Origin of the sequence: Sphingomonas sp. SORGH_AS_0438, assembly GCF_031453475.1 — a bacterium.
Classification (GTDB): domain Bacteria; phylum Pseudomonadota; class Alphaproteobacteria; order Sphingomonadales; family Sphingomonadaceae; genus Sphingomonas.
Genome location: NZ_JAVIZS010000001.1, coordinates 1928677 through 1946122 on the forward strand (window position 1 = coordinate 1928677; position 17446 = coordinate 1946122).

Annotated in this window: 8 protein-coding genes; 3 read left to right on the forward strand and 5 right to left on the reverse strand. The window is 67.9% G+C overall.

The window, feature by feature from the left end:
• Nucleotides 1–47 precede the first annotated feature (47 nt).
• Nucleotides 48–2036, forward strand: coding sequence for a TonB-dependent receptor (locus tag QE452_RS08935; RefSeq protein WP_309729944.1), 1989 nt, complete (start codon nt 48–50; stop codon nt 2034–2036).
• Nucleotides 2014–3282: a TonB-dependent receptor domain-containing protein gene (locus QE452_RS08940; RefSeq protein WP_309730532.1), complete on the forward strand. Its 1269-nt coding sequence runs from the start codon at nt 2014–2016 to the stop codon at nt 3280–3282. Before QE452_RS08935 ends, QE452_RS08940 begins: the two co-directional genes overlap by 23 nt.
• A 78-nt stretch (nt 3283–3360) precedes the next feature.
• On the opposite strand, the gene QE452_RS08945 is transcribed toward QE452_RS08940, so the two are convergent.
• Nucleotides 3361–3702, reverse strand: a complete 342-nt coding sequence (locus QE452_RS08945) for a hypothetical protein (protein ID WP_309729947.1) — start codon at nt 3700–3702, stop codon at nt 3361–3363.
• Nucleotides 3703–3814: 112 nt separating this feature from the next.
• Here QE452_RS08945 and QE452_RS08950 point away from each other — a divergent pair, with 112 nt between their 5' ends.
• On the forward strand, nt 3815–4111 hold the full coding sequence (locus QE452_RS08950) for an ion channel (protein WP_309729950.1): 297 nt from the start codon (nt 3815–3817) through the stop codon (nt 4109–4111).
• Nucleotides 4112–4255: 144 nt separating this feature from the next.
• On the opposite strand, the gene QE452_RS08955 is transcribed toward QE452_RS08950, so the two are convergent.
• The 4 genes from QE452_RS08955 to hemB form a co-directional block, all read right to left on the reverse strand.
• On the reverse strand, nt 4256–13261 hold the full coding sequence (locus QE452_RS08955) for an autotransporter-associated beta strand repeat-containing protein (RefSeq protein WP_309729952.1): 9006 nt from the start codon (nt 13259–13261) through the stop codon (nt 4256–4258).
• 377 nt (nt 13262–13638) lie between these two features.
• On the reverse strand, nt 13639–15855 hold the full coding sequence (locus QE452_RS08960; protein WP_309658144.1) for a hypothetical protein: 2217 nt from the start codon (nt 15853–15855) through the stop codon (nt 13639–13641).
• Complete coding sequence (locus tag QE452_RS08965; RefSeq protein ID WP_125993977.1) at nt 15855–16400, reverse strand: GNAT family N-acetyltransferase; 546 nt, start codon at nt 16398–16400, stop codon at nt 15855–15857. The genes QE452_RS08960 and QE452_RS08965 overlap by 1 nt, the downstream gene beginning before the upstream one ends.
• Nucleotides 16397–17386, reverse strand: coding sequence for a porphobilinogen synthase (hemB, locus tag QE452_RS08970; RefSeq protein WP_309658108.1), 990 nt, complete (start codon nt 17384–17386; stop codon nt 16397–16399). Before hemB ends, QE452_RS08965 begins: the two co-directional genes overlap by 4 nt.
• Nucleotides 17387–17446 lie beyond the last annotated feature (60 nt).

Below are 17446 nucleotides of genomic sequence, written 5' to 3' on the forward strand. Positions count from 1 at the left end.
AAAAATGGCAGACCGGATGAAACGGCCGCCTTCAGGAGGGGAATGACATGAAGCTCGCGTCACCAATGCGTCGCCTGAACACGCCGCTGGCCCTGTTGCTGTGCACGTCGGCCTGGCCGGCCCTGGCGCAGGTCGCGCCGACGCCGGGTGCCCCGACCGCCTCCTCGAACAGCAGCGCGACCACCCTGCCCGACGCGAACACGCAGGACGGCGCGAGCAATACCCAGCCGACCCAGATCGACTCGAGCGACCAGGCCCCCGCCGATCCGTCCGCGACCGGCAACCAGGACATCATCGTCACCGGATATCGCGCGTCGCTGCAAAGCCAGACCAACGCGAAGAAGAATTCGATCGGCTTCACCGACACGATCTTCGCCGAGGATATCGGCAAGTTCCCCGACACCAACATCGCCGAATCGGTCAACCGCATCCCCGGCGTGACGATCAGCCGCGAGGTCACCGGCGAAGGCGCGAACGTCGCGATCCGCGGTCTCGGCACCAACTTCACCCGCGTGCTGCTGAACGGCGCGCCGGTCGCGATCGCCTCGGTCCGCTTCGACGCGCAGAGCACCAATCGCGAGGTCGATCTCGACCTGATCCCGACCGAATTGTTCACCCAGCTGACCGTCAGCAAGTCGCCCACCGCCAGCCAGATCGAGGGCGGCGCGGCCGGCACGGTCAACCTGCGCTCGGCGCGTCCGTTCGACAATCCCAAGCCCTATATCAGCTACGGCCTTCAGGGGTCGAAGGTCAGCAGCGCCGACAAATGGGGCTATCGCGGCTATGCGCTGGCCAGCATGACCTCGGGCAATTTCGGCCTGCTGGTCGGCGGCGCGGCGGTGAAGAACCGCTTCCGCGTCGACGGGTTCGAGACGATCGGCTGGACCAATCCGAACCTCACCGCGTCGCAGAACACGGGTTCGACGCGCAATGCGACCGGCGGCGGCAACTTCACCATTCCCGGCACCGTGCCCGCCAATGCCGGCAACGGCCTGACGCCCGGCACGGTCATCGACCAGGCGTTCCTGCTGCGCAACAATCCGGGTGCGACGATCGAGCAGATCGACAACGGCCTGCTGCCCCGCCTGGGCCGTCCGCGTACCGAGATCGGCGAGCGCACCCGCTATAACGGCCTCGTCTCGGCCGAATGGCGGCCGAGCGACGCCTTCCACTTCTATATCGACGGCATGTACGCCAAGCGCGACACCGAATTCTCGCGTAATGCGATGAACTGGGCGGTGCGCAACGGCGCCGCGATCCCGCTCAATACGACCTATGACAAGACGGATTGCGCGTCGGGCTGCACGGTCACCGGCGGTACCTATGCCAATTCGCAGTTCTTCCTCGAATATCGGCCGTACAAGGACAAGCAGGACTATTGGGGCGTCAACCCCGGCGCCGAGTTCATCATCAACGACGTCATCAAGGGCGACCTGCAGGCCAATTACACGCGCAGCAACTTCCGCCGCGAAAGCCCGACCTTCCTGGTCATCACCCCGACCAGCAGCGGCACCACCGTCACCTATCAGAACACCGGCGGCATCCCGACGATCACCAGCAATGTCGACCTGAACAACCCGGCCAATTTCGGCTGGGCGGGCGGCGGTCGCGTCCAGCTGTCGGGCGAGGAGCGCCGGACGGAGACGAAGGGCGTGCGCGGCAGCCTGTTGTTCGGCGACGAGAAGAAATTCAGCGTCCGCGTCGGCGCGGCCTATGACGACACGTCGCGGCGGATCAGCCCCTTCGACAACAGCAATGCCTGGTCGGCGGCGATCTGCGGCAACAACCCGAACGTGCTGCTGCCCGCGCCCGAACCGCCAGCCACTATGCGACGGCGCGAACCAGCCCGGCACGGTGCCGCCTGCCGGCTATCCGACCTATCCCGCCTATGGCACCGGCTTCACGGTCGGCGGCCAGCCGATCGTCTATGGCGGCTCGATCATCCCGACCGCGCTCGTCCCCTCCTTCCTCCTGCCGGGCGACAACGGCTTCATCACCGTCGACTGGAACAAGGTGAAGGCCGCGACCGGCTATGACAGGCTGCTTGCCGGCGCGACGGAGACGGGTTCGGGCACCAGCGGCGCCAATGGCGGCCTGATCCGCGAGAAGGTGACCGGCACCTTCATCGAGGGCAACGGCATCATCGACGTCAACGACACCGACACGCTGCGCGTCAATGCCGGCGTCCGCTATGTCCGCACGCAGCAGATCGTCGGCGGCCGCACCAGCATCCCCGATCCGCGCAATACGCGGGGCGGCGTGACCTGCCCCGGCTCCACCGCCAACAACTTCGCGCTGGACGGCTCCTGCTATCCGGTCACGGTCGCCTTCGCCGAGACGAACCGCCTCTATTCCAACTTCCTGCCCTCGGCGAGCGTCGCCTACAGCTTCGGCAACAAGGCGGTGGCGCGTGGCTCGATCTCGCGCACGATGACCCGGCCGGACCCGAACCAGCTGCTGCCGGGCGCGTCCTTCACCTCGCCCTCGGCGGATGTCGGCAATCTCGGCAACAACGCGCTCAATCCCTATATCTCGAACAATATCGACCTGGGCTTCGAATATTATACCGGCGGCGAGGGCGTGATCGCATTCGCGGCGTTCCGCAAGTCGATCACCGGCTTCACCGTCAACGGCCTGACCACCGTGCCCTTCTCGACGCTGGAGCAATATGGCATCACCTTCGCCACGCTGACCCAGGCGCAGCAGCTCGCCCTCGCCTCGCGCGCACCGGCCGGCACCCCGCCCGAACAGGTGCTGGTCCAGGTCCAGCAGCAGGTGAACGCCAATGGCAAGCTGAAGGTCAACGGCCTGGAGTTCCAGGTCACCCAGCCGCTCGACTTCCTGACCCAATTTATCGGCGTCACCGGCTTCGGCGTGCAGGGCAATCTGACGCTGATCGACCAGAAGGGCGAAGGCACCGGTGCGCCGGCCATCGCGCTCGGCGTCGCGCCGACCACCTATACGGCGACCGGCTATTATGAAGGGCACGGCCTGTCGGCACGTCTGACCTACACGTTCAACGAGGGGTCGCAGGCGTCGGGCCTCAACCAGAACGGCCTGCCCAATGCGGCGATCTTCGGCCGCGATTACGGCCAGCTCGATTTCTCGGGCAATCTCGACCTCGGCAAGGTGTTCGGCAACAGCTACATGCCGACCCTGGTCGTCAACGTGATCAACATCACCAAGGAAGCCCAGTCGAGCTACTTCCAGTTCCCCAACGCGACCTTCAACCAGTATCAGCCGGGCCGCACCCTGCTGGTCGGCATCCGCGGTCGCTTCTGATCCGCGACCGCCTCTTTCGGGAATGACGGACAGGGTCGGCCGCGAGGCCGGCCCTGTCTACGTTCGGTCATGGATCGTTCAGCCGCGCCGGCCTAGTCGCCCGACCCCATCGTCAGCGGACCGACGTTCATGCATTGGATCATGGATCGCGACCAGCGCGTCGACCATTGCCTCTCCGCCCTGCTCGTCCTGCAATGCCTCACCCTGTTCGTCATGATCCCGCTGGCACAGCGGGGCGCGCTGGGGCGGACCCTGCTCGACATCTGCCACCTGGCCTTCGCCATATTGTGCGTGACGGTGCTGACCCGGCACCGGCTGTTGCAGCTGGTGACGCTCGGCTGCCTGGCGCTGCTCACCGCCTGGCCGCTGTTCGGGCATCTGGTCTCCGCCTCGCTGCAACTCGACTCGGTCCAGCAGCATGAGGCGATCGCGCTGGTCTCCTTCGTGTTCAACGGCGCGGTGACGGGCGTGGTGGCGCATCACGTCTTCGCCGCCGGACGGCGCGTCACCATGCACCGCATCCGGGGGAGCGGTGCTGCTCTATCTCAACATCGCGGCGCTGTTCGCCATCGCCTATGGCGCGATCGCCATGTATGCGCCGGGGGCCTTCACCGGCACCAACCTGCACGGCCATGGCCGCGACGGCCTGTCCGCCGTCTTCACCTATTTCAGTCTGACGACGCTGACCACGACCGGCTTCGGCGATATCGTGCCGACCGAGCCCCTGACCCGCAGCCTCGCCAATCTGGAGGCGGTGATCGGCCAGCTCTTCCCGGCGACGCTGCTCGCCCGGCTGGTCGCGCTCCACATGGTGCATGAGGAACGCTAGGCACGTCCCGACCGGCGTGGATCATCGGCACGGCGGCGACGGACGATCTGGTTCTCACCTACCCCATGAACGCGATGGGGACCGCACCCGCGCGCGCGGATGCGGTCCCCTTTCGTCCCCGGCCGCGTCGCGACCGGCTTGGCGTCAGAAGCGCAGCGCGATGCTGGTCTTCACGCCGTAAGTCGACGAGTTGCCGACATCGCCCTCCAGGCGCCAGGCCATGCGCGGGTTCAGATCGACCTGCGTACCCAGGCCGACGCGCAGGCGTGTATTCGGCAGGCCCTTGGCGCGGACGGTGAAGGCCGCATCCTCGGAGATCACATTCGCGGTCACGCCCGGCAGGGCTTCCGACAGTTCATGGTCGACGCCGATCCGGGCGAAGCCCTGCCAGTTCGGCCGCACCATATAGCCCGCGGTCAGGCGCGCCCGCAGCACCGTGACATTGTCCCGCTGCGCACGGACCGACAATGCCGTCAGCGCATCCACGCCGGTCTCGCCGAAGGAGCGGACCTTGCTGAGCACCTGGAGCAGCTCGACCGAGGCATCCAGGCTGGTCCGCTTGCCGAGCGTGAAATACTCCACGCCGCCGCCATAGACGGTTGCCTTGCCCTTCACCGTGCCGAACGACGCCAGGCCGGCATTGGTGACGCGGGTGCCGGTCAGGTCGTAATCGCCATGGCTGAACCGACCCATGATGCGAAGCGCGCCGTCCGCCGCGACCGGGGCCGATACGCCGACCCCGAACTGGTCGCCCCGGGCCTTGCCGTTCATATAGGCGCTGGTCACCCGCCCGTTGACCGACCCATAGGAGACCTGGACCTTCGCCTGCGGGATCTCCGCCGCGACGCCCAGGTTGAAGCGGCGATCCTGGCTCTTGAAGCGGATATAATCCGCATCGGCAGCGCTCTTGACCTGATCGTGACCGATCGAGCCGGTGACATAGACCGCCCGGTCGCGCAGCGCGCCGTATCCGCCCAGCTCGACCGTGTTGTTCAGCATCGACAGTTTCTGATGCTCGACCAGGCCGGCATAGACCTCGGGCGAAGCACGATCGAAGCTGTCCCGCACCGCCCGGTCGTTGCCCGTCGCCAGCGCGCCGGCGACCTGTTCGATCAGGCGGCCGCCGCGATACTGGTCGACGCCACCGGTGCGGTTGACGCGCAACTGGTCGATCATCGCCTGCGCGTTCGGCGTCCGCGCCACTCGGGTGACGAACTGGTCGGCATTCGCCCCCAGCCCGACGACGTTGCCGGTCGACAGGTTGAACGCCACGGCGTTGCGGAACGCGCTGGTCGCCGTGCCGAACATGCCGGACACCGCCCCCGGCTTCACGCCGAAGATGTTGATCGCCTGGCCCAGCGCCGGCTGGAAACCGGTCGAATTGGCCAGCACCAGCGTCGATCCGGGCTTCAGCGTCAGCGTGCCGGTGACCGTGATATGGTCATAGCCGCCCTGCGCCGCCGACAGGCCCGCGCCGGCCGCCCCCTCGATCTCCATCACCGCGCCCGATTGGGCATCCAGCGTCAGGTTGGCGAAGGTCATGGTGCCGGGCGAGTTGCCGGGACGTACCATGCCCGACGACGTGCCGCCGATCGTCGTCGTACCGGTCACGCTGCCATTGCCGGTCAGCTGGCCGCCGCTCGCGACGGTCAGCGTGGTGGTGGCAAGCGAACCCGCCTTGCCGGTCGATGCCTCACCCAGATGCAGGATGCCGCCATTGGACACGGTGGTCGTGGTGGCGGTGGCGCTGCCCTCGACGTTCATCCGGCCGATCACGGCGATCGTCGGCGCGGTCAGCGTACCGGTCGCCTTCACGTTCATGGTGCTGTCGGCCAGCACCTCGAACGTGCCCCTCTGCGCGTCGATGCTGTTGGTCAGTTCGAACGCGCCGGTGGTCAGGCGGACATTGCCGGTGCCGGTGACGGTGCCGAAGAAGGTGCCGCCATTGGCCAGGGTCAGGTTGTTGCCGTTCAGCGCCAGCGTGCCGGATCCGGTCAGGTTGCTGATCGTCTGGTCGCCGCGGACCAGGGTCAGGCCCGCCTCCTTGGCGATGTCGACCTTCAGCGCCTGGCCCAATATGCCCGCGCCATCGACCGCGACCGTACCGACCCGGATCAGCAGCGTGCCGGTGGCGAAGCTGCCCGCCTGGCCGTTCAGGGTCAGCGTGCCTGCGCCGGTCTTCACCAGCGTCGAGCCGGTGCCGGTGATCGAACCGGCATAGCGGCCGTCCACGGTCTGGTTCAGGGCGTAGCCGGCCCCGTTGGTCAGTGCGATGGTGCCGCCCTGGCCCGACAGCGACCCCGTGGCCAGATCGGCCCCGGCCGACAGCGTACCGGCATTCTGGACATAGGCACCGTCGACCGTCAGCGCGCCATTGGCCTGGATTGAGCCGGCATTGGTCAGCGACCCGAACCGGCTCGACGCACCCCCTGCCAGCAGCATCGTGCCGACGAAGCTGTTGTCGACCAGCCCGTCGACCCGCAGGCTGCCGGCATTGCTGAGCGTACCGGCATTGGCGATCTGCGCGAAGCGGCCGCTGGCCCCTTGCGCGATCGTCACCGTCCCCGTCGCGGCATTGCTGGTCTGGCCGGTAACGGTCAGGCCGCCCTCGACCGCAACCTGACCGGTATTGCCCAGGCTCGCCATGGTCGAGGCCGCCGTGATCCGGGTCGCACCGGCATTGGCCAGCGTCCCGATCATGTCGTCGGTGCCGATCACCAGTGCGGCCGGCGCGTCGACCGTCACCACCAGGCTGTCGGCGAAGGTGCCGCCACCGGTCGTGTCGATCGTGCCGCCCGACACCTTCAACGTGCCGGTAAAGCCGTTCTTCCCGGTCAGGGTCAGCGCGCCCGCACCGGTCTTGATCAGATTGCCGGCCCCTTGGAACGTGCCGGCATACAGCCCCGCATCGGACTGATCGAGGGTCAGGCTGTGGACGGTCGTACCGCTCGCCCCGCCCAGCGACACGACACCGGTGGCGGCGCCACCGAAGCGGGCGACCTTGATGGTCCGCGCCGAGGCCACTTCGACGCCATTGGCCAGCGGACCGGTGAGGGTCAGCATACCGTTCTGGACGAGCTGCGCAGCAGTCATGTCGCCACCCAGCGACCAGCGGCCGTCATTCGCCACCGATCCGGCGGCGATATTGCCCAGCGTCGCCACCGTGCCGCTGGCCTGGTTGGCGACGGTCGCCGCCTTCACGTCACCCTGGAACAGCGCCTGCCCGGCATTGGTCACGTCGCCGGTGCGGATGCGGCGTTGCGCGGTGAAGCCGGCGGGCTGCGCCACCGTCAGCTGCGTATAGGTGTCCGCCCCGTCGACCGCGCCGAAGCTGTCGGTGCCGGTGACGACCACGCCGCCCTTCTCGACCGTCAGGCTGGCGACCGAGAAGCTGCCCGGCTGGCCGGTCAGCGACAGCACCGCGTCGCCCTGCTTGACCATCGACGCCTGCGCACCGCCGATCGTGCCGGCATAGGCGCCGTCATGCGACTGGATCACGGTGAAGCGGTTGGTCGAACCCAGCGTGATGGCGCCGCCCGTGCCCGACAGCGAGCCGGTGTCGAGCGAGGCCGTCGTCGACAGGCTGCCGGCATTCTGGACATAATCGCCCAGCACCGTCAGCGCCGAGACCGCCTGGATCACGCCCTCGTTCACCAGCGTTCCCGCCTGGTTGCTCGCACCCGCCGCCAGGCGGATGGTGCCGGTCGAGGCATTGGCCAGGCCGCCGATGACGGTCAGCGCACCGGCATTGTCGATGCTGCCGGCATTGCCGACTTGCGCCAGCAGCGCCTTGGCTCCCGATGCGATGCCGATCCCGCCAGTCGTCAGGTTGGCAACGCCGGTGGTCACGGTCAGCCCGCCCGACACATCGACACGGCCGGTGTTATTCAGGGCCGCCATGGTCGAGGCCGCCGTGATCCGGGTCGTGCCGGCATTGGCCAGCGACAGGATCGTGTCGTCGGTGCCGATCACCAGCGTCGCCGGCGCGTCGACGGTCGCCGCCACCACATCGGCGAAGGTGCCGCCGCCCGTCGTGTCCAGCGTGCCGTTCGCCACGGTCAGCGTGCCGGTCGCGCTGTTCGCGCCGGTCAGGTTGAGATTGCCCGCGCCGGTCTTCACCAGATTGCCCGCGCCGGTGAAGATGCCGGCATAGCGGCTGTCGCCCGACTGGTCGATCACCAGTGTATGGCCCAGCGTGCCGCCGATCCCGCCCAGCCCGACCACGCCGGCGGCATTGCCGCTGAACATGGCGGTGTGGATGGTCCGCGTCGCCACGGTCTCCGTGTTGTCGGCAATCGCCCCGGTCACGGTCATCGTGCCGTTCTGCACCACGGTCGGCGCGGTCAGGTCGCCGCCCAGATACCAACGGCCTTCATTGTCGACGCCGGTCGCGCTGGTCGCGCCTTGCGTCCACACCGTGCCGCTCGCCTGGTTGAGGAAGCCCTGCGTCCGGGCATCACCCTGGAACAGCGCCTGTCCGGCATTGGTCACGTCGCCGGTGCGGATGCGGCCTTGCGCGGTGAAGCCGGCGGGCTGCGCTACCGTCAGCTGCGTATAGGCATCCGCCCCGTCAACCGCGCCGAAGCTGTCGGTGCCGGTGACGACCACGCCGCCCTTCTCGACCGTCAGGCTGGCGACCGAGAAGCTGCCCGGCTGGCCGGTCAGCGACAGCACCGCGTCGCCCTGCTTGACCATCGACGCCTGCGCACCGCCGATCGTGCCGGCATAGGCGCCGTCATGCGACTGGATCACGGTGAAGCGGTTGGTCGCGCCCAACTTGATGGCGCCGCCCGTGCCCGACAGCGAGCCGGTGTCGAGCGAGGCCGTGGTCGACAGACTGCCGGCATTCTGGACATAATCGCCCAGCACCGTCAGCGCCGAGGCCGCCTGGATCATGCCCTCGTTCACCAGCGTCCCCGCCTGGTTGCTCGCACCCGGCATCAGCAGCGCGACGCCGCCGGCCTGATTGTGCAACTGACCGGAGACCAGCAGCGTACCGGCATTGTCCAGCGCGCCGGCATTGGCCAGCTGGCGGAAGGTCGCGCTGGCCGCCGCGGCGATGTCGATCATACCACTTGCATCGTTGGTCGCGCCGCCGGCCACCGCCAGCGTCCCGGCCACCTTGGTCTTGCCGGCATTGGCGAACTGCCCAAAGCTTGCCTTCGCGCCCTGGGCGACACCGATCGCGCCCGTGGCCGCATTGGCGGCCTTGTCGGCCACCTTCAGCGTCCCGATCAGGTCGAGCGTGCCGCTATTCTCCAGGCCGGTCATGCCCCACATCGCCTGGATATGGGTGATGCCGGCATTCTTCAGCATCGCGATGTCATCGTCGGTGCCGATCTTGAGCGTCGCCAGGGCATCGACCGTGATCGCGACCGAATTGGCGAAGGTGCCGCCGCCGGTCGTGTCGAGCGTACCGGCCGAAACCTTCAGCGTGCCGGTGAAATCGTTATGGCCGGTCAGCGTCAGCGTCCCCGTACCGTCCTTCGCCAGATTGCCCGCGCCGGTGAAGATGCCGGCATATTGGCTGTCGCCCGACTGGTCGATCACCAGAGTATTGGCGGTCGTGCCGTTCAGGCCGCCGAGACCGACATTGCTTCCCGCGTTGCCGCTGAACTGCTGGGTGTGGATGGTCCGCGTCGCCGCCGTCTCGACCTGGTCAGCGATCGTCCCCATGACCAGCATCAGGCCGTTCTGCACCACGACCGGGGCGGTCAGCGTGCCGCCCAGTGCCCAGATCCCCGCATTGTCGATATGCGACGTGGCGGACAGAGCACCATCTTGCACCAGCCACGCACCCGGGACGTTCGTCACCTTGTCGATGTTCGACGCGCCGGACAATGTCAGTTCGCCGGCATTGACGATATCGTTACCCGTGTAGCCGCCAGCGAACATCGCCTGCCCGCCGGCCGTAAGCTTCAAGGTGTCGATCGTCGCCGCACCCTCGACACGAACCTTCCCGCTGGTTTCCACCGTCCGGGCGGTGAGCGCGTCACGGGCGATCAGCGTGCCCTTTTCCTTGACCGCCACGTCGGTCATCTTCTCGGCGCCATAGAGGTCCACGGTGCCGCCATTGACGGTCAGCGCACCGCCAGCCACCGCATCCATCATCCGGCCGACGGTGCCGTTCCACTTGGTCGACACCAGGCCGTTGTTGACGGTCAGCGCGTTCAGGCTGTTCTGCGCGGTGAAATAGGCGGTGCCCGTATAACCCGTATCGTTGACGATCAGGCTGCCATTGCTGAACCTGCCCGCCAGCACCGCATGGTCGGTCGAGACCGCCGCATTGTCATAGACCGCGATCCGCCCGGTCAGCCCGTTCAGGTCGACCGCGTTGATCAGCTTCACTTCGCCCGTGCCATAGGTCGAGCCGAAGAGCAGCGTCGATCCGGCGGTGACGAAGCCGTTGGCGTTCCAGTTCAGCGTCTGCCCGGTCGCGCCGTCGAGCGCGCCGAAATTGAGCACCAGCCCGTCGTCGCCGGCCGCGAAGCCGCCGCTGCCCGCCCAGCTGATCTGGTGCGGCAGCGAACCGACGCGGCGGTTGATGATGCCGCTGGTCAGCCAGGTGCCGCCATTCTCCTCTGTCAGCGTGCCGATCGTGCCGCCGCCGTTGAAGGTGATGTGGCTGTCGCGATGGATGCCGACGCCGTCCGTCGCCTGCACCGTCGCACCACCGATATAGGTCGTGCCGCTATAGGTGTTGGTGCCTGCCAACTGGACCAGGCCGCCGCCGGTCACCTGCAGGCTGGCGCCCGCCCCCGCCGCATAGGCCGCGTTGCGATAGGTCGCGGCGCTGTCGTCGCCGATCGACCCTTCGAAGCGGATCGTCCGACCCTGTCCCGGCGACAGGGTGACATTGCTGTCCCGCATCATGAACAGGTCGCTGCCCGCCGCATTGCCGGCGACCCCATTATTGTTCGAGGAACCCGATAGCGCGGCGTTGTTGCGGAACAGCGCATCGCCCGCGATCAGCAGCGTGCCGCCCTTGCGCACGAAGATCGCGCCGCCGAAGCCCGAGCCGCCGCCGCCGCCCGTGCCATCGCCGCTGGTGCCCACGCCGCCGCCAAAGCCGGCCCTACCGCCCGATCCATCCGCGCCATCGGGCGCGTTGCCGGTCCGGCCGCCATGGCCGGCTGAACCGCCCGCACCGCCGCCCGCACCGAAGCCGCCGTCGCCGCCCGCACCGCCATCGCCGCCGGTGCCACCCTCGGTATAGGAACGCGCACCGCTGCCGCCATTGCCGCCCTTGCCGCCGGCACCACCGCCGTAGAAGGTGTCACCCGCGCCACCGGCCCCGCCGACACCGCCATTGCCGCCGAGCGCCACCGTACCGTTGTTCAGGTCGGTGACCCATTTGCCCAGCTGCGCCGCGGTGATGCCGACTTCGACCCAATCCTTGACGACCTGCCCCACCTTCACGAAGGCCATGGCAAAGGACCAGCTGGAGAAAGAAGCCGCAGCCTCGGCAGTGTCGTTGATCGCATCGATGGTCAGGGCCGTAATGGCCCGATTCAGATCGGTGTTGAACGGCATGCCCGACGAACCGGAGCCGCCATTGCCGCCAGCCCCGCCCGCACTGCCTCGACCGGCGCCAGCCTTGCCGCCGCTCAGGCCCGGCTGGCCCTCGCCATTGCTGAGCGCCGCGTTGAACGAGCTGCCGTTCTTGCCGTTGGAGCCACCCGAACCGATCGTCCCGATCGCCGCCAGCCCGTTCATCGCACCGCCGGTCGAGAGCTGTGCCGCGCTCGGATTGATGCGATAGGAAACGGTCTTGCTGGCGCTGTCGATCCCGGTCACGACGGCATTGGCGGGCACCCCCGTACCGCTCAGCAAAGCACCGATCTTCACCCCGTCGACGGAGGCCAGCTGCAAGGTGTTGCCGCTGTTGCTGAGAACGCGACCGAAGGATGCGACGAACGTGTTGTCTTCGATCTTCGCCGCCGCGGCGGACGTCACCGCATTGCTGAGGGTGATCGCATTGCCGTCGATCGCGGTGATCTTCGTGCCGTTGGGTATACCGTCGCCGCTCACCGCCATGCCGACGGCGAGGTCGCTGCGTTCCGACGACAGGTTTAGAATGGCGGAACCGACCGCTGCCCCAGTGGTGCCTGCCTTGAAGCCCGCCGTTGGCGCAACGGTGTTGGAGAAGACGATGGTGCCGTCACTCTCGACCGACTTGATGGTGGTGCCGTCCGGGATGCCCTCTCCGGTCACGGTCATGCCCGCCATCAGCCCCGGCAGCACGCCCATCGGCTTGATCGTATCCGATCCGACCTGCTGAAACCGCGCGGCATCGAAGGAGCGGACCGTCACCACCTTGAAATCGGTGACGTTGGCGGTCACCGCCGTGCTCAGCTTGACCGAGGTCACCTTCTTGTCGGCGTCATAGACCACATCGGTGATGGTCGTGCCGGCGGCGATGCCGGCGCCGACGACCACCATGCCCTGCTGGATGTCGGACATCGATAGCGACCCGTTGAGGGCCAGCGTGTCCTTACCCTTGGTGCCGGTCGGGATCGCGCTGTACTGGGCGGTGTCGATCACCGCCTGCTTGATTGCCGAGCTGGCGACCGTCACCGGAGTCGCGAAGGTGACGTCGGATCCGTCGATGGTCGCGATCTTGCCACCGGCCGCCAGGGTCCCGAAGCTGACGCCCGCACCGACGCCGATCACGCTGTTCGCACCGCCCATCTTCGCGCCAGTGATGACGAGGTCGCCATTGTCGGCAACGGAGATCGTCGGCGTGACCCCCAGGACCTGAATCGGATCGGCATTGATCGACAGCGTCGGCAGGTTGATATTCAGATCGCTCAACGACACGAAGCCGACGCTGCCGCCCTCGCCGCCCTTGACGCTGTTGCTCAGCATCTCGACGTTGCGCAGCGTCAGCTTCGCATTCTGGTCGACGAAGAACACGCCGCCCAGCCCCGCGCCGCCGCCGCTGCCCGCGCCGCCCTCGGTGTAGTAATTGGTGTAGACGGTCTTCTGATCGTCGCTGCCGACGCTGCGCGACCCCTGCACCATCTCGCCCTTGGCGCTGCCGCCGTCGTTGATGATCGGGTCGCCGGGCGCGGCATAGGCGATACCGCTCAGGAAGAGGCTGGTGGCGAGCGTCGAGGTGGTGGCAAGCAGGCGCGGCGAAATTTTCACGTAGTCCCCCCGGAGGTCGATGCAATGACCCATTGTAGGACGCGCGTTTGGTCGCTGGTGACGGCGGCCAGAATTTCATTTCCTTCGAAGATGTTTAAGCGGAATTGAAGTGAAATTCGGTTAAATTGGCTGACCTATCGCTCTATATTTGCACGGCGGGTCAAGCCTGTATCGAGCAGTGTACCACGCTCGTCCCGCAATCCCCTTATGTATGACGGACAGCGAAATGGAGTCATGTCACACGGTTCCGGGGTGACCAGGATCAACGCGACCGGGCAGCGGCTCGGTCGATCGACGCGATGGATATGGCTGGCGGCAGGCGTCTCGGGCCACCGCCCAACGCGCCCGCCATCGGGCCGAGAAGGCGGGCAGGACCGTCAGAAGCCTTTCAGCAGTGGCAATATGGTCGAATAATCGTCGGTCCACGCCGACAGGCCCGGCCGGCGGCGCATCGGCCGCCATTCGGAATGGCGCGTCCGCAACGCCGCCAGCGTCGCCGGATCGCGGGACAGCGCGACCCAGAGCGAGGCGGTGGCATCGGGATCGAGCGGCGACGGGTGATAGTTCATCACTGCGCCCTGCCAGCCACCGGCATCGGCCACCGCCGCGACCACCGGTTCCAGGTCGAGATAGCGGTTGGAGATATGGACCATCAGCAGGCCGCGCGGGGCCAGCACGCGCGCATAGCTGGCGAATGCCTCGCGCGTCATCAGATGCGCCGGCACCGAGTCCGAAGAAAAGGCGTCGAGCGCCAGCAGGTCGAGCGAGCCGGTCCGCTCCCGCGCGATGTTGATCCGGGCATCGCCCAGCCGAATCGTCGGATCGGGCAGGCAGCGGCTGAGATAGGTGAACTGCCCGGTATCGCGCGCGATCCGGACCACCGCCGGATCGATTTCGTAGAAGCGCCAGTCCTGTCCCCCACCCGCATAGCAGGCCAGCGTGCCGGTGCCGAGCCCCACCACCCCGACCCGCGCATACGGGCCGTACAGGTCCGGCAGCGCGGTCATCGCCAGTCCCACGCCGGAGCCGGGGGCGTAATAGGTGGTCGGCGTCCGCTCGCGGGTCGGGCTGCCGATCAGCTGGATGCCATGGACGGTGGTGCCATGGTCCAGCTCGCGGATGCGCGACGTACCGCGCACGGTATAGACGCCGAAATAGCTGCGTGTCCGCGCCCCCGGCTGCGCCGAGAGTTCGAGCGAGCGGAAGCCGCCGAACAGCATCAGCGCGGTCGCCAGCACCAGGCCATATGCCAGCCGCCGGCCCATCGCCATCAGCCCGACCACGGCGATGACGACGAAGATCGGTCCGCGATGGGCCTCGCCGGCTAGCCCGTCCGGGCCATAGGCCTGGAGCAGGACCAGCAGCAGCATCGCCGCGATCACCATGGCATAGGCGGCGAGGCGCGCCGGCCCGGTCCAGATCGCGCGCAGCGAGCCGGTCAGGTACAGCGACGGGGCCAGCGCCCCCGCCGCCAGGATCAGCAGCGGATATTCATAGGTCCAGTCGAACAGCACCGGCGCGACCAGCCCGGCGAACACCCCGCCCAGGGCGCCGCCGAACGCCATCGCCAGATAGAAGCCGGTCAGCCGGTCGGGCGCGGGTCGCACGCGGTAGAGCGCGGTGTGCAGCGCCACCGACGCCATGAAGAGCAGCGCGAGGGCGACCAGCAGGTTGATCCCGGCGCGCGCCTGATAGCCGCCCATCATCACGCCGCCGAACAGCAGGATCGTCATCGGGGCGATGCGGGTCAGCAGGTCCGCGACCGAGCGATCGGTGGCGAAGGCGACGCTGAAGCTGAGCAGATAGAGGCCGAGCGGCAGCACCCAGAGCAGCGGCATCGCGACGATGTCGGTGGTGATATAGGTGGAGGTCGCCAGCATCAGCCCCGACGGCACGAAGCTGAGCGCGATCCAATAGGCGATCCTGCGGGCCCCGGCCGGGCGACTGACCGGCCCCGCCGCCGCCACGTCCACCGCCACCGCCTTGCGCGGCAGCAGCGTCGCACAAGCGGCGACCAGCAGGATCAGCAGCGCATAGCCGCCGCTCCACAACACGCTCTGCCGATGCACTGCCATCAGCGGCTCGACCAGCAGCGGATAGGCGATCAGTCCGGCGAAGCTCCCGAGATTGGAGGCGGCGTAGAGCGCATAGGGATCGCGGCCGCCGCTCGCCAGGCTGAACCAGCGTTGCACCAGGGGGGCCTGCGCCGCGACCGCGAAGAAGAGCGGCCCGATCGAGACGAGCAGCAGCCATGGCGCCCAGAGCGCGGGCTGACCCGCCGCCGGGATCTGGATCGCGGCCAGGCCGATCGGCAGCCACAAGGCCGCCAGCAGCAACAGGCCGAGATGGATCGCCGCCTGCACGCGCGGTCGCGCCCGGGCCAGCGCATGGGCATAGGCATAGCCGCCGAGCAGCAGCGCCTGATAGACCAGCATCGCCGAGTTCCACACCGCCGGCGCGCCGCCCAGCCGGGGCAAGGCCATGCGCGCCACCATCGGCTGGACCAGGAACAGCAGGAAGGAGCCGGTCAGGATCGTCAGGACGAACAGCCATCCGTCGATCCGCCTCCGGTCCGTCCCGCCCCCCTCCGTCATCATGCGGCGCGTCGCCACAGGCCGGGCCGCGCGATGCGATAGAGGATATGGGCGCGCGGCGGCTCGCCGGGCGTCAGGTCGGGATAGCGGAAATCCTCCTCGGGAAAGCGCACCATGCCCAGCCGCTCCATCAGCCCCCAGCTGCGCCGGTTGGCGGGCACGGTGACGGCGGCGATGCTCGGCACCGCCAGATTGCGCCAGCCCCAGGCGATGCTCGCCGCCGCCGCCTCGCGCGCATAGCCGCGCCCCCAGACGCGCCGGTCGATCTGCCAGCCGATCTCGATCTCGCCGCGCATCGGCGCGTCGCCGGGCTTCAATCCGCAATAGCCCAGGAACGCGCCATCGGACTTGCGCTCGATCGCCCATTGGCAATGGCCATGTTCGGCTTGGCAGGCCTGGGCGCGGTTGAGCGTCCAGCGCGTCTCGTCGCGGCTGGTCGGCGGGCCCAGATAGCGCATCGCCTCCGCATCCTGGCCCATGGCGTGGAAGGGGGCGAGATCCGCCTCGCGCCAGCCGCGCAGCAGCAGCCGTTCGGTCTCGATCACGCGCCCATCAGCCGCGCGGCCTGGGCGGCGTGATAGGTCAGCACGCCCGAACAGCCGGCGCGCTTGAACGCCATCAGCGTCTCCATCACCAGCGCGTCGCGCTCCCCCGCCCCGGCCGCGACCGCCGCCTCGATCATCGCATATTCGCCGGACACCTGATAGGCGAACACCGGCACCTCGAACCGCGTCTTCACCCGCTGGATGATGTCCAGATATGGCAGGCCCGGCTTCACCATCACCGTGTCCGCCCCCTCCGCCAGGTCGAGCGCGACCTCGCGCAGTGCCTCCTCGGCATTGGCGCTGTCCATCTGGTAGCTCTTCTTGTCGCCCTTCAGCAGGCCCCGGCTGCCGACCGCGTCGCGAAACGGGCCGTAGAAGGCGGAGGCATATTTGGCGGCATAGCTCATGATCTGGACGTTGACATGCCCCTCGCCCTCCAGCGCACTCCGGATCAGACCGATGCGGCCGTCCATCATGTCGGAGGGGGCGACGATGTCCGACCCGGCGTGCGCCTGGTTCAGCGCCTGTTGCACCAGCGCGTCGGCGGTGCGGTCGTTGACGACATAGCCGGCCGCATCGACCAGCCCGTCATGACCATGGGTGGTATAGGGATCGAGCGCGACGTCGGTCAGCACGCCGATCTCGGGCACCGCGTCCTTCAACGCGCGGATCGCCCGGCACATGAGGTTGTCCGGGTTGAGCGCTTCCGCGCCGTCATCGCTGCGCAGATGGTGCGGCGTATTGGGGAACAGCGCGACGCAGGGAATGCCCAGGTCGCGCGCCTCGCGCCCGCGCGCGACGATGCCGTCGACCGACCAGCGCGAGACGCCGGGCAGCGCCGCGATCGGCTCCTCCACCCCGTCCCCTTCCGCGATGAACAGCGGCCAGATCAGGTCGGCGGGGGTCAGCACCGTCTCGGCATGGAGCCGGCGGCTCCAGGCGGAGGCACGGGTGCGGCGAAGACGAAGGGCGGGATAAGCGGACATGTTTTCGCTTTGCGGGATCGCGGCGGCCCCGGCAAGCGTTAGGCGCGTTCATTGCGAGGG